This window comes from Funiculus sociatus GB2-C1 (assembly GCF_039962115.1).
GTDB lineage: Bacteria > Cyanobacteriota > Cyanobacteriia > Cyanobacteriales > FACHB-T130 > Funiculus > Funiculus sociatus.
Genome location: NZ_JAMPKJ010000042.1, coordinates 1 through 13,321 on the forward strand (window position 1 = coordinate 1; position 13,321 = coordinate 13,321).

General features: G+C 46.0%; 13 protein-coding genes. 5 read left to right on the top strand and 8 right to left on the bottom strand.

The window, feature by feature from the left end; translation table 11 throughout:
- Positions 1-112 precede the first annotated feature (112 nt).
- On the top strand, positions 113-322 hold the full coding sequence (locus tag NDI42_RS18430) for a hypothetical protein (RefSeq protein ID WP_190451047.1): 210 nt from the start codon (positions 113-115) through the stop codon (positions 320-322).
- Positions 323-421: 99 nt separating this feature from the next.
- Positions 422-1,054 carry a Uma2 family endonuclease gene (locus NDI42_RS18435; protein ID WP_190451049.1) on the top strand — a complete coding sequence of 211 codons (633 nt, stop codon included), beginning with the start codon at positions 422-424 and terminating at the stop codon, positions 1,052-1,054.
- Positions 1,055-1,114: 60 nt separating this feature from the next.
- On the opposite strand, the gene NDI42_RS18440 is transcribed toward NDI42_RS18435, so the two are convergent.
- Positions 1,115-1,828 (bottom strand): Uma2 family endonuclease, encoded by a 714-nt coding sequence (locus NDI42_RS18440; protein WP_190451114.1) that lies wholly within the window; start codon positions 1,826-1,828, stop codon positions 1,115-1,117.
- A gap of 376 nt (positions 1,829-2,204) precedes the next feature.
- Here NDI42_RS18440 and ygfZ point away from each other — a divergent pair, with 376 nt between their 5' ends.
- On the top strand, positions 2,205-3,185 hold the full coding sequence (ygfZ, locus tag NDI42_RS18445; RefSeq protein WP_190451050.1) for a CAF17-like 4Fe-4S cluster assembly/insertion protein YgfZ: 981 nt from the start codon (positions 2,205-2,207) through the stop codon (positions 3,183-3,185).
- Here the strand turns inward: ygfZ and NDI42_RS18450 are convergent, their stop codons facing one another.
- From NDI42_RS18450 to NDI42_RS18465, 4 genes are all read right to left on the bottom strand, one after another.
- A complete protein-coding gene (locus NDI42_RS18450; protein ID WP_190451052.1) occupies positions 3,186-3,479 on the bottom strand; it encodes a (2Fe-2S) ferredoxin domain-containing protein in 294 nt (97 codons plus the stop codon).
- Between the two features lie 455 nt (positions 3,480-3,934).
- Positions 3,935-4,909, bottom strand: coding sequence for a cysteine synthase A (locus tag NDI42_RS18455; protein ID WP_190447413.1), 975 nt, complete (start codon positions 4,907-4,909; stop codon positions 3,935-3,937).
- A gap of 134 nt (positions 4,910-5,043) precedes the next feature.
- Positions 5,044-5,628: a Uma2 family endonuclease gene (locus NDI42_RS18460; RefSeq protein WP_190451054.1), complete on the bottom strand. Its 585-nt coding sequence runs from the start codon at positions 5,626-5,628 to the stop codon at positions 5,044-5,046.
- Positions 5,629-5,758: 130 nt separating this feature from the next.
- Positions 5,759-6,397 (bottom strand): peroxiredoxin, encoded by a 639-nt coding sequence (locus NDI42_RS18465; RefSeq protein ID WP_190451056.1) that lies wholly within the window; start codon positions 6,395-6,397, stop codon positions 5,759-5,761.
- A 227-nt stretch (positions 6,398-6,624) separates the two neighbouring features.
- Here NDI42_RS18465 and psbU point away from each other — a divergent pair, with 227 nt between their 5' ends.
- Together psbU and nadB are read left to right on the top strand one after the other, a co-directional pair.
- Positions 6,625-7,068, top strand: a complete 444-nt coding sequence (gene psbU / locus NDI42_RS18470) for a photosystem II complex extrinsic protein PsbU (RefSeq protein ID WP_190451058.1) — start codon at positions 6,625-6,627, stop codon at positions 7,066-7,068.
- Positions 7,069-7,159: 91 nt separating this feature from the next.
- Positions 7,160-8,854, top strand: coding sequence for an L-aspartate oxidase (gene nadB / locus NDI42_RS18475; RefSeq protein WP_190451060.1), 1,695 nt, complete (start codon positions 7,160-7,162; stop codon positions 8,852-8,854).
- A gap of 90 nt (positions 8,855-8,944) precedes the next feature.
- Here the strand turns inward: nadB and NDI42_RS18480 are convergent, their stop codons facing one another.
- The 3 genes from NDI42_RS18480 to NDI42_RS18490 form a co-directional block, all read right to left on the bottom strand.
- Positions 8,945-9,304 carry a hypothetical protein gene (locus NDI42_RS18480; RefSeq protein WP_190451062.1) on the bottom strand — a complete coding sequence of 120 codons (360 nt, stop codon included), beginning with the start codon at positions 9,302-9,304 and terminating at the stop codon, positions 8,945-8,947.
- A 643-nt stretch (positions 9,305-9,947) separates the two neighbouring features.
- A complete protein-coding gene (locus tag NDI42_RS18485) occupies positions 9,948-12,119 on the bottom strand; it encodes a CHASE2 domain-containing protein (protein WP_348231450.1) in 2,172 nt (723 codons plus the stop codon).
- A gap of 193 nt (positions 12,120-12,312) precedes the next feature.
- Positions 12,313-13,290, bottom strand: coding sequence for a vitamin K epoxide reductase family protein (locus NDI42_RS18490; protein ID WP_190451064.1), 978 nt, complete (start codon positions 13,288-13,290; stop codon positions 12,313-12,315).
- Between the last annotated feature and the right edge of the window lie 31 nt (positions 13,291-13,321).

Below are 13,321 nucleotides of genomic sequence, written 5' to 3' on the forward strand. Positions count from 1 at the left end.
CCTGACTTAGCCAAAGCCATAGAGGAAGCATTTAATAAGCTCTCCTTGAAGGACATCCAAAATTGGTTTACACACTGCTGTTACTGTACCTCAGCAGACTAGGAAACGCTATATGCCTGCTGTACTTTTGACCAGAGAGGAGCATACCAGGAGGATTGGCAGCAATGGAATTCATGCGCGGATAAATAATGCAGGTATCCGTCCTGGAAATAGGGCTGGTGCCAGAACTTATAAGGCGGCGAAAATTTTAAGAGCTTATAGAGAAGTATATAAAGGACAGGAAGATTGGATTGATACAATTGGAGCATTGTTAAGACCCTAGCTCGGTATTTAGTTATCTTAGAGAAGTCACTGTGCGCGATCGCTCTCCCAGAAATCCCACTACATTCGGAGAAGCGATCGCGCCCTAAACGTCTTAACTATGACGAAAATACCGACAGAAACTTGGGTTGTAGCCAGTTGGGATGAATACATCCAGGCGATTAAAGATCCACAACTAGAAAAAGCGAAAGGCTATTACCACAATGGACAATTGAGGATAGAAATATCACCTGTAGGTTCTGACCACGCCAGCGATCATGCAATAATGATTTTCGCTGTTAACTTGTTCGCTACTGTTAAAAGTATTCCTCTTAATGGACAAGATAACTGTACCTTCAGAAAAACAGGTGTTCAAGAAAGTCAACCCGATGTGTCTTACTACATTGCTGAAAACGCCGATGTGATTTCTTGGAGAACGTCAATCATCGACTTAGACCAATATCCAGCGCCAGATTTAGTGATTGAAATTGCCAATACTTCGCTATCGGATGATATTGGGCAAAAACGGCTGCTGTACGAAGATTTAGGAGCGGCGGAATATTGGGTAGTGGATGTTGTGAACATCAGAATTATTGCTTTTGCCATCACCTCTGCTGGAGGAAGTCAAAGAATTACTGAGTCTCAGGTGTTGCCGGGATTAGCAATTTCGATGCTAGTGGAAGCTTTGCAGCGCAGTCGTCAAGAAAATCAAAGTTTGGTTGGCGCTTGGCTATTATCCCAATTTCAACAATAATTGTTTATTGATAGTAGATAGAGCGCGATCGCATTCCCATCACTAAACGCGATCGCTTCTTCAAGCTTCATCCGGCTCAATCCCTAATGCCCTCAATTGTGCTGCCAATTGCTCGGCACGTTGTTCAGCTATCTGTCGCCGTTGAGCCTCCTGCTGTCTTGCTTCTTCGGGGGATGGGTACTTCCTCCCATCTTGGTCATACCAGTACAGCCACTCTCGCGTTATTCCCCAATAAGTTCCTTGTTCCCGCCCAATTCCTAAACCAATCTCCGGCATCCACACAGGTTCCCTCGGTTGCCGAACATAAGCTCCATCAACTAAGCGATACACCTCCAAGAGATCGTGTCTATCGCGCTGGCTGTATTCGGGGTTGTAGATTGCATAGTACAAAACTCCTAGTTGGGCATATTGGGTGGCTTTGTTGTCGTACTCTCCCCCATAAGTGTGAGAGACAATTTCTAATACCCAAACAGGTACAACGTTGTTTTCTTTCCAGACAATATAACTCAAGCGTAACTTGTCACCCTTCAACCGCTCTACCCCTAAGCTGAGGAAGCCATCGGGAACAATTGGAATTCTGGGATTAGTTCCTGTTGTATGGTAAATTCCCATATCTACGGCAAAAAACCAGTTTCTGCGGTCTTGCCAAATGAAGGCTAAAATCGCTCCTAATAAGTTAGGGATTAAATTTTGCAGTTCATTATCCACAGGAGTATCGTCAGAACAGGGTAGTTCTTCCTCTGATGGAAGTTGCAGCGGATCGTACTTTAGCATGGCAGCTACTCTCTTACGGATTAAAGTTTGCTGGCTCACAAACAAAACCTTAATTTGCTGTCAGTCGGCGCAGGCGAACTTGGTTTGTGCCGTTGCGACTTTATAGCGTTTCTCAGTTGCGTGGAATATATCGCGGTTCTAACGTCCGGTCTACCTTGCTAGGGACATGGCATTGCCATGTCCCCACAGATGTATCGCACCCAACCCTTGAATTGCTATAGTCGTCTGGTATTTTGACAAGCAGTTTACTGACTGTATGTTAGCGTCATATTGAGTCCAACATTGAAGCCAATCAGCCTGATTTGATAAGATTTTTAAGTCAAAGAACCTAGCAGAAATGCTAGATAAAAATCGAAACTTATTAGCAACAATCACCATGCCAACATCGACAATTGACGGCAATGACGCAGCAGCTATCCAAGCAGTGCGGGACTCTGTTGCTGTGTGCGATCGCTCTCACTGGGGACGCATCCAAGTTTCTGACGATGACCGCATCCGATTTTTGCACAACCAGACTACCAACAACTTCCAGTCACTCCAACCAGGACAAGGCTGCGATACAGTTTTTGTAACATCGACAGCGAGAACTATTGACTTAACCACTGCTTATGTGCTTGAAGATTCTGTGCTGCTGCTGGTTTCACCTTCTCGCCGCCAGCAATTGATGCAGTTAATGGATCGCTACATCTTTTTCTCTGACAAGGTGCAATTAAAGGATGTAACCGCAGATACCGCTACTTTCAGCCTGATTGGGCCAGGAAGTGATGCCCTAATAGAAAAGTTAGGTGCTGGTGCAATTATTGGGAAACCTTATGCCTCGCACCAATTGTTTGAGGATGTGCGGGTTGCTGTAGGTAGCGGTTTGGCAACGTCGGGATATACTCTTATCCTAAGTGCTGGTAATCGCGAGAAGCTGTGGGGAAAAATAGTAGAAGCTGGGGCAGTTCCGATGAGCGATCGCGTCTGGGAACACCTGCGAATCGAACAAGGACGACCTGCGCCTGACTTTGAACTAACCGAAGATTATAATCCCCTAGAAGCTGGCTTATGGCAGACAATCTCTTTTGAGAAAGGCTGCTACATCGGGCAAGAAACAATCGCCCGTTTAAATACTTATAAAGGAGTCAAGCAACACCTTTGGGGAGTGCGACTAAGCGCACCCACAGAACCTGGAAGTGTGATTACCGTGGGAGAGGAAAAAGTCGGCAAACTCACCAGCTACACCGAAACCGAACAAGGTTCCTTTGGATTAGCGTATATCCGCACCAAAGCTGGTGGCGAAGGGCTGAAAGTACAGGTCGGGGAAAGCCAGGGTGAGCTTATTAATGTGCCATTTGTAACTCACGATTACGTGTGATTACTGCTTAAGCTTCCGATAAATCATGGATGCGATCGCTTGTCCACCCCGCAGATGTCGTTCCACCACCGCCGGGACTTCATCGGGATGGACGCGGCTATACCAAACCTGTTCCGGAAGCACCATCACCATCGGCCCATTGCCGCATTGTCCCAGACATTGACTACCAGTTACAGTAACGCCAGGAACTGGAAGTGCCTGAAAAGCTGCCAAAACCTTAACCGCACCCAACTTGCGACAACTGCGGTTCTGGCAAACTAATACTTCGGTGGGTGACAAATTGCCCTCAAACATCTGTAATTTCAAGCCACGCTAATCAACATTTGTATGGGCGTACAAAGTTACCCCCATACAAATGTTGACTTAATTGCTGTACGTTGTTTATGGCTCTGTGGTTTCAAGTTTTGTGAATTAGATATCTACCTATTGGTGGGAATCATCAAACGCTGGGAACACTCCCATTCAACCCAATAAATGCTTATGGGTGTTAAGTTTCCCATCCTCGGCCCCAACCTGCGATCGCTAACATGGTAAAAAATCAAACAGCCTTGTCTTAGCCTCCTTGAAAAGCAGGAAGCAGGGTGGTTTCATACAACCCTTAGAAAATATCGAGACATTGCGATATTTTGTAGGGGCATGGCAATCAAAAAGCCCCTACCGCCAACCATAATCAACGTTACAGAATTTTCTTTTAATAAATGAAACCACGCTGCCCCTTGAAAAGTGGGTAGGGGATGGCGTTATTTTATTTAATCCGGCGAAAGTCCCTTGGATGCCAGCCATTCCTGATTAAACAGCCGCGACTGATACCGTGAACCACCATCACAAAGCAACGTAACAATAGTATGTCCTGGTCCCATCTGTTTAGCCAGTGCTACGGCAGCTGCGACGTTAATCCCCGTAGAACCGCCCATAAACAGCCCATCTTTCCGGAGTAGTTGGTAAACCACTCGCACAGCTTCAGTGTCATCAATGCGGATGGCATCATCAACCGGGACACCTTCCATATTTGCCGTCACGCGACTGTTGCCAATACCTTCAGTGATGGAACTTCCTTCAGTTGTGATTTCGCCCGTCTTGACATAACTGTAAAGTCCACTACCCATTGGGTCTGCCAAAATAGTTTTAATCGCCGGATTTTGGTCTTTCAGGAACATCGACACGCCCGCGAAAGTGCCGCCCGTACCCGTCGATGTCACCCAAGCATCGATTTTACCGTTCGTTTGTTCCCAAATTTCTGGCCCCGTGGTTTCGTAGTGGGCGCGGCGATTTGCCAGATTATCAAACTGATTTGCCCAGATAGCATTCTCCATTTGGGACGCAATTCTCCCTGAGAGTTTTACATAGTTGTTGGGGTCTTTGTATGGTACGGCGGGAACGGTGCGGACTTCTGCGCCGAGTGTTTTTAGGGCATCTATCTTTTCCTGAGATTGGGTGTCTGGGATGAAAATCAGGCATTTATAGCCTTTAGCGTTGCAAATATGGGCTAGTCCAATGCCTGTGTTTCCTGCGGTTCCCTCAACTACTGTACCGCCGGGTTTGAGTAAGCCTTTTTCTTCAGCGTCTTTGATGATGTAAAGCGCGGCGCGGTCTTTGACGGAACCGCCGGGATTGAGAAAGTCTGCTTTTCCCAGGATTTCGCACCCGGTTTCTTCACTAAAGCTGTTTATCCGAATCAGCGGGGTATTGCCAACCGCATCGACAAATCCATTTTTGATATCCATTCTGAAATTACCTGAGTTATTCTCTATAAAAATTTTGGCTTATATTAGGTGTGAGGATGGACGCTTGATTAAAAAGCGCGATCGCTCGTTTACCATAACCAGATTAGGTAAGCGTTGCGGTACTATCTTGGCTTCTACCAAATTTTACTCATATTCAGGACAAATCCAGGTAATACGCGATCGCCACTAACTGTAGTCGGATTATCTAGACATTCCACTTCTTCACCCGGACGATAAATATAAACTTGGCGGTTTTTCCGGTCAATCAGCCAGCCTAACTGGAATCCTGGCTCTTGCATATATTCCAACATCTTTTCTTGCAAAGGCTTAAGATTATCAGAATGCGACCTGAGTTCAACTACAAAATCTGGACAGATGGGAGCAAACCTTTGCTTTTGTTCGGCTGATAAAGTATTCCATCGTTCCAGTCTGATCCATGACGCATCAGGCGAACGTTCTGCCCCTGTTGATAGTTTAAATCCAGCACTTGGACTAAAAGTTATACCTGTGCCATCTTGTTCTGACCAAACCCATAGCTGTCCAAATATATTACCTTCTCTGTTTCCTGTCTCTGAGCCTGTCGGAGGCATAATCACCAATTCTCCAAATTTATTCCTTTCAATGCGTAAGTCACGATTAACTTGACAGAACTCAAAAAAATCGTCATCTGTCATTTGCATTGAGGGCGGAATTCTTACAACTAACGGGGATGAAAGCATGGTATATGCGTCTATTTCCTAATGGAATTGATGATTTCAATGGTAGTGCGATCGCTTACTTTTCTCTACCCTTTAACAAAGTAGGGTGAGCAATGCCCACCCTACAAAATTTTACCTTTTTACTTTTGCCTTACTTGTCGGGTTGAGGAGTCATCCGCAGATACGGTTTGATTTCGGTGTAACCTTTGGGGAATTTCTCTTTTAACACTTCTGGATCTTTCAGAGATGGGACGATTACACAATCATCTCCCTCTGTCCAGTTAGCAGGAGTAGCGACGCTGTAATGGTCGGTCAGTTGCAGAGAATCAATCACCCGCAAAATTTCATCGAAATTGCGCCCGGTGCTGGGGGGGTAGGTGAAGGTGAGACGCAGCTTTTTCTGCGGATCGATGATGAACACAGAACGCACCGTTACTGTGTTAGCAGCGTTGGGGTGGATCATGTCGTAAAGGTCAGAAACCTTCTTATCCGGATCTGCCAGGATCGGGTAATTCAAACCAACATTCTGGGTTTCTTCGATATCACCAATCCAGCCTTTGTGAGATTCTACGTCATCCACGCTCAAAGCCAGTGCCTTGACGTTGCGCTTGTCAAATTCCGGCTTGAGGCGGGCGACTTCACCGAGTTCAGTGGTACAAACGGGGGTAAAATCGGCAGGGTGGGAGAATAGCACTACCCAGCTATCGCCAGCCCACTCGTAAAAGTTGATATTGCCTTCACTAGAATCTTGAGTGAAGTCAGGAACTTGGTCGCCTAATCTAAGAGCCATATCCGCTTAACTATCTTGAGGAACAATCTTTTATCTTGCCACAAAACTCCGGTTCTCCGATCGGATTTTAGCTCTTTATTAAGATTTGGTTAGAGTACAAGCCTGCTAATGGTTTGGGAGTCTCAAGTATCCCCATGCTGCCATAAGATGAGAGAATAGAAAACAAAAATTAAACTAATAGAGGAGATAATATCCTCAAAGATGCTGTGTTAGGAGAATGGAAGACTATGAAACGATTGGTTCGTTTGGTGAGTGTGTTGGCTTTGTTGGTAAGCTGCCTGGGATGGCTGGGGATGACCCAAAATGCGTATGCAGCCAATTTGACGGGCGTAACACTGCGCTCTTCATCAGTATTGGCAGCAGTTGAGGCTCCCCTAGAGAAGCTACGGAATCGTGCGGACGATAAACTAGCCACTGAATTCGGTAAAAAAATCGATTTGAACAACACCAACGTGCGGGCTTTCCGGCAATATCCCGGAATGTACCCGACATTGGCCAGAAAAGTTGTCGATAATGCTCCATACAAGAATGTGGAGGATGTCCTGAAAATTGCCGGGCTAAGCGAAAGCCAAAAAGAACGGCTGCAAGCTAACCTGGATAACTTCACGGTAACGGAAGTGGACGAAACCTTTGTCGAAGGTGGCGATCGCTATAACAACGGCTACTACTAAAAACCACGTTAGTAGGTAAGCCGTTTTAATAACCCACTCCTCTAGGGGAGTGGGTTATTTATCATTAGTGGAAGTAGCAAGGAAATTTTCGTTGAATCCAAAAAACTTCGATTCTTTACCGGAAATAAATATCCCCACCCAGTTTGATGTCCTAGTAGTAGGTGCTGGTGCAGCTGGACTCTATGCAGCGCTTTGCCTACCAGAATCTTATCAAGTGGGCTTAATTACCAAAGATAACCTGCCCCTTTCTGCCAGCGACTGGGCGCAAGGTGGCATTGCAGCAGCGATCGCTCCCTCTGACTCACCGATTTTGCACGTTGAGGATACGATGCTTGCTGGTGCTGGGTTGTGTGACTTGGAAGCGGTGAAGTTTCTCGTAGAGGAGGCACCTGATTGCATTGCCTCTCTAGTGGATATGGGTGTCGCCTTCGACCGCAAAGGAAGCCAACTAGCTATGACTTTGGAAGCGGCGCACTCTCGTCCTCGCGTACTTCATGCTGCTGATACAACTGGTAGGGCAATAATTGTTACTCTGACTGAGCAAGTCCTGAAGCGGAAGAATATTCAGGTTATATCTCAGGCATTTGCTTTGAGTCTGTGGCTTAATCCCGAAAGCAAGCGGTGTCAGGGAGTTAGCCTTGTCTATCAAGGTCAGGTAAGCTGGGTACGAGCGGGTGCTGTGGTGCTAGCGACAGGCGGCGGCGGTCAAGTATTTGCTCAGACCACTAACCCATCTGTGAGTACGGGAGATGGGGTAGCGATCGCATGGCGGAGTGGTGCTATTCTCCGCGACTTAGAATTTGTCCAATTTCACCCCACCGCATTAACCAAACCGGGTGCGCCTCGTTTTCTGATCAGCGAAGCAGTACGCGGCGAAGGCGCTCATTTGGTAGATTCGGTCGGGCGGCGATTTGCCTTTGATTATCACCCATCTGGTGAACTCGCCCCTAGAGATGTCGTCAGTCGGGCTATTTTCAGCCACCTACAGAAAATTGCCGCCGATCCTTCTACTGGTCACGTTTTCTTGGATTTGCGCCCAATCCCAAAAGAGAAAATTCGCCACCGCTTCCCGAATATTATCCAGGTTTGTCAACGCTGGGGAATTGATGTTTTTCGAGAACCGATTCCCGTTGCGCCAGCTGCTCATTATTGGATGGGAGGTGTCGCCACCGATTTGATGAACCACACCTCAATTCCCGGTTTATATGCTGTCGGAGAAACAGCAAGTACCGGAGTTCATGGTGCTAATCGTCTCGCCAGTAACTCGCTGCTGGAATGTTTGGTGTTTGGCGCTCAACTTGCGAAACTCGAAATAATCAAGAATGATTATTCAAAGATAAATGAAGAATTAATTCTTCCTTCGCGCAATATCCTAAATCCTTCAGATATAGAGAAAATTGCCACTTTGCGGCAAGAGTTACCACGCTTAGTATGGCAAAGTGCCGGAATTTGTCGGTCACAGGAAGTTTTAGAGGATGCGATCGCGCAAATAGAAGTTTGGCAACAAGAATTTGCTGCCCTTTCTTTGAGTCAGTACCTGCTAAATTTAACCCCCGGTCAAACTGTCAGCTTCAATTTACCTGACGCCACCTCATCTGTGCGAACCTGGGGAGAAACCTATAACTTACTAGATGTGGCATACCTCATCCTGAAAAGTGCTGCTTTTCGCACCGAAAGTCGAGGAGGACACTACCGAACTGACTTCTCTGAAGTCTTACCAAGTTGGCAAGTCCACACCTTAGTTCAAAAAAACCGTTTGTGGAAATCGTCTTTATTAAAAAATTAATCCCAACAAAACACAAAACAAATTTCTTTCTTTTAACTTTTGCCTTTAGATCCTTCGCTTCCAAGCAGACGCTTCGCGCTTTTGCTTTCTTTAGCGTCTTCCTCCACCTTGGGTCGTGCTGGGGCCACCATTATCACCTGGATCGTAAGGCTGTTCTGCCCCCGTTTCCACGGCAGACTTCAGCGAGTTTTTAGCATCAACGTCAATCGACAAGCTGCTTGACAGGCTGTCTGTAGCCACAATGATATTTACTTTTGCGGCAGCTATTTGAGGGATAAACAATTGCAACCCTATTAGTAAAGTTGCTATTCCTGTGAGTTTGCGGCAATTACTCATAACACCCGTTATAGTTCCTAAACTTTTGGATGGAGCGCCACTTTTGGAAGTGTCAGTATTATCAGTATATATACCGATGACAGAATCCGGTGGCATTTTTAAGAAATATTTCATTTACATTCTTTTCATAAAAGATAGTTATTTTATAAAGATTCTGTAAAGTTGGAAATGGTTAAAGTCAACTCATCTAAAGGTATACAAGTTGTTCTATGGATTTGGCACTCTCAAGTTCTGAGAGGGAAATCTCAACCCAGATGCTGATGAAAGATATTTAGCATTTCAGTATTTTCAACAGTAGTAATAACCACTATTCCGGAGTAATAACCACTAATCCGGAAATTTATAATAATCTAAATCTTTATCTTCTTCAGGAAAAAACCTTTCTACCTTAGTGAAGACAATTCCACATCTATCTTTAAGACGTATTTAAAAAACTTATACCTTTCTTACATATTGTTGATTGAATTAAGAAGATGCTTCCAAGGGTAGATTTTTCCCAAGTCCTCGTTTTCGCGTTCCTGTAAGAACACAGCACTCAATACTTCTCGTCCAGGAAAAATTTTAGTTGCGCGTCCAGGCTACTACTTGGTTTCACATGGTCGCTTATCCGAAAAGTATTGACATAGCACTTGCACGTATATACGACTGGCAATGCTTACAGCGATTTAGTCTTGGGGCTTCCCTGTCAGCGTCAAACATGGGGCGTTTCCCCCTATAAAGCACCTCAAATTCTGTATGGCAGCAGGAACCGAAAAACTTAAGATAATACAAATTGATTCCGACCCTGTTCTTTAGCGCGGTACATAGCGGAATCGGCATTTTTAATTAACGTATTTAGCTCATTACTATCGAGGGGATAGACGCTGATACCTATACTGACCGTTACGAAGACGGTATCTCCATCCAGCACGAAAGCGTGAGAGAGAGTTTCTAGAATCTTTTCTGCTACTGTGGCGGCATCTTGCACTTTCTTAATAGCTGGAAGAATCACCGTAAACTCATCGCCCCCCAACCGCGAGACGGTATCGCTGCCGCGCAAGCAAGCCCTTAGCCGTTGGGCTACAATTTTGAGCAGCAAGTCGCCCTTATCATGTCCGAGCCTATCATTAACCAGCTTAAAGCCATCCAAGTCAAGAAATAGGAGCGCAACCAGCTGGTTATTGCTATTAGCCCATTGCAGAGACTGATGCAAGCAGTCGTGGAAGTGTTGCCGGTTGGGTAGACCTGTTAACGGGTCGTGATAGGCAAGATGACGCAACTGCATTTCTTCCTGTTTTAGTTCAGCGTTATCACGGGTCAATTCTGCCGCTGTTCGCTTCAGTTCTTCTTCCAACTGCTTGCGCTCAGTAATATCGCGAATCACACCGACTAAAAATATATTGCCAGCAGCATCTTTGTGAAGCGATCTTTTGGTGGCAATCAGATGAGTATTTCCCAAGGCATCGGTAAATTCTTCCTCATTTTCCTGCTCCTTACCAGTTTGGAAAACCCGTTCGTTGTTCTCCCAAAAAACATCAGCTTCGTGTTTAGAGAAAAAGTCATAAGGGGATTTCTCAATTAATATTTCCAGGGGATAACCGCTGAACTTACAATATGCTTGATTTAATATAATCCAGTGATGTTCTGTGTCTTTGACAAAAATTGGGTCAGGAATAGTATTAATCACTGTCTGCAAAAAGTCTTTAGAGCGTTTTAATTCTTCCTTGAGATAGGCTAGATGACCTGTGATGACAAGGGCAGATCCATTTAACGCCAGCAGAGGAGGAATAATAGGTATCCACCAACCAATTAAAAAGGCGAGGTAACAGATACCAATCAGACCCGTACCCGCCAAAAACATACTGATAACCGACTTTTTGGGAAAAGGCAATCGCCAACTAACACTGGCACCAATCCAGCACCAGCCGAAAATCCACAAAGCTTCTACTAGGTCAGACCAGGTATTGATTAAGGGGCGTCCATCGAGGGTGGCGGAGAGGATTTGACTTAAGAAATCGGCGTGCAACTCAACGCCAGAAATGGGCTGTGCGGCCTTGACGAGATTATTGCTGTAAGGGGTGTAGAAGAAATCCTGAAGGCTGGAGGCGGTTGAACCAATCAAAACAACGCGATCGCGCAACAAGCCGGGTTCTACGCGGTTGGAGAGAATGTCTGACATGGAGACAATCTGAAAGCTAGAGGGCCGGCGAAAGTTTGCCAAAATCTGATATCCTTTGGCATCAGCCTGCACATAAGCACCGTCAGTGGACTCAAAGCGGCGAAACACAGCCTGACCCATCTGCAAATACCTGGGATTAACCCGCGATCCTTTGGGGGTAATCCCTTCCCCCTTGAGATAAATTAAAGCCAGTTGGAGCGCAAAACTTGTATGCCGTTTGCCATTCACGTGCCAATACAGAAGACTGCGGCGTACCTTGCCATCAGGGTCAACGACAACATTATTAAAACCAAATTGGTTGTTCACCTTCAGCGGCGGTGGAGGTGGGACACCTAAGCTTTTTTCATCTGGAAGTAGTTCTATCCCTATCAAGTTGGGGATGGTTTCACAAGCTTTGATAAATTCTCGATAACCCGGTTTGACTGGCATATCGCGATAAATGTCCAGTCCAATAGCGCGAGGTTTGAAGGCATTTATTTTCTGCAACAAAGTCGCCATGACAGCATCAGGGATGGGCCATTGTCCCACCTGCTGCAAGTCTTTTTCATTAATTTCGACAATAACTACTCGCTCGTTGGGAGATTCTGGGGGACGCAGACGAAATACTTGGTCTAAAGCAGACAATTCCCAGGACTGCAAAAATCCAGCAAAACGCAGAATGATGACGCAGCTCGCTACAGTCGAGGAGGTAAGTAGGACTCTGCGCTCTTGATGGAACCATTGCCTGAGTCTTGCCCATAAAGTTTCTTTCACTATCTGGGTTGGCTGCACGATTTTGCCAAAAGTTCAATTTTCTTATATAGACTATGGTGCTATAGCTTCATGGAATAGTGGCAGGAATATCCGTATAAGCGATCGCTACAAAACTTGCGCCTCCTAATAGCAGCCCTCCCTTGCCAGAGCTAGAAGCCTTTCTGGCTCTGGCATAGCGGGCGGTTTACTAGGCTTCTAAACACAAACTTTTTTAAGGAGCGGGCCAAGAATAATTGAAATTACGGGGGCCTTGATAGCCAGATAAATCGGCTAATTTCTCCAAAGATTGGACACCAGCGACAGGTTGACCCTTAATTTGCCAGGTTGGGTAGCTTTTAATCCCAGCACTGACGCAGGCATCTGGCTGTGCATTTTTGCCATCAGCAGCACACTCAACTAAGCCGAGTTCATTTAAACCCTCTTTACCAAACAGCTGCTTTTGCTGGTAGCAATGGGGACACCAGTAAGCGCTATACATCTTGGCTCCAATTTGGTTGAGATGACGCGCCAGAGCAATTTCAGCAGGGCCAGATTTTGTGGTAACTTCCCAGCCAATCCCAGGCTGGGGCGAACCCACTGGATTCAGGATTGCACTTGGATCTTGATTGGGAGCTGTTGGATTCGTCGCCAGCGATGACTTTGTGCTGGCATAGACACCCAGAGTGCCAATTAACGCCACCATGCCAACCACAATACCAGTAAAGAAGATTTGCCCAATATCTTCCCAGGCACGACCTATCAGCGTCAGCACCAACAGGCTAAAGGAGAACAAGGCGGAGGCAAGGCAATATAAACAAACGGCTTTAATTTCAAATGCCAGCAAATACAGCAGATAGCCGCTGAATATGGTCATGGCAGTGCCACCAGCAAACAGCAGCAGCCAAGTCCAGTTATCTAGTTTCGAGTGCAGGTCTTTCTTTTCGGCTGGGTTGACTGCCATCGGTGCTAGGGCGAAAGCCGCCATACTGATGTAAGCCAGCAAGCCAAACAAAGTTAGGGGTAGACCAAAGACGGTTGCGTAGGGGCTGGAGAGGACTTGTTCGCAGCCAGTGGTGGGACAAGCGGCTGCACCTCCTGTTAACTTAACAACGGTGAGATAACCAGTTACTAAGGCACCTAAAAGAGCGATCGCAGCTATTAGAAGGCGCGACCAGCGATGAATCCAAGGAGTAGAACGTCGGCGACTCATATCAGTAATGCGGTATGAGGACTGTAAGCGC

Coding starts and splice junctions, on each gene's coding strand:
- NDI42_RS18430 (WP_190451047.1), top strand. CDS start 113: ATGCCTGCTGTACTTTTGACCAGAGAGGAGCATACCAGGAGGATTGGC.
- NDI42_RS18435 (WP_190451049.1), top strand. CDS start 422: ATGACGAAAATACCGACAGAAACTTGGGTTGTAGCCAGTTGGGATGAA.
- NDI42_RS18440 (WP_190451114.1), bottom strand. CDS start 1,828: ATGCTAAAGTACGATCCGCTGCAACTTCCATCAGAGGAAGAACTACCC.
- ygfZ (WP_190451050.1), top strand. CDS start 2,205: ATGCCAACATCGACAATTGACGGCAATGACGCAGCAGCTATCCAAGCA.
- NDI42_RS18450 (WP_190451052.1), bottom strand. CDS start 3,479: ATGTTTGAGGGCAATTTGTCACCCACCGAAGTATTAGTTTGCCAGAAC.
- NDI42_RS18455 (WP_190447413.1), bottom strand. CDS start 4,909: ATGGATATCAAAAATGGATTTGTCGATGCGGTTGGCAATACCCCGCTG.
- NDI42_RS18460 (WP_190451054.1), bottom strand. CDS start 5,628: ATGCTTTCATCCCCGTTAGTTGTAAGAATTCCGCCCTCAATGCAAATG.
- NDI42_RS18465 (WP_190451056.1), bottom strand. CDS start 6,397: ATGGCTCTTAGATTAGGCGACCAAGTTCCTGACTTCACTCAAGATTCT.
- psbU (WP_190451058.1), top strand. CDS start 6,625: ATGAAACGATTGGTTCGTTTGGTGAGTGTGTTGGCTTTGTTGGTAAGC.
- NDI42_RS18480 (WP_190451062.1), bottom strand. CDS start 9,304: ATGAAATATTTCTTAAAAATGCCACCGGATTCTGTCATCGGTATATAT.
- NDI42_RS18490 (WP_190451064.1), bottom strand. CDS start 13,290: ATGAGTCGCCGACGTTCTACTCCTTGGATTCATCGCTGGTCGCGCCTT.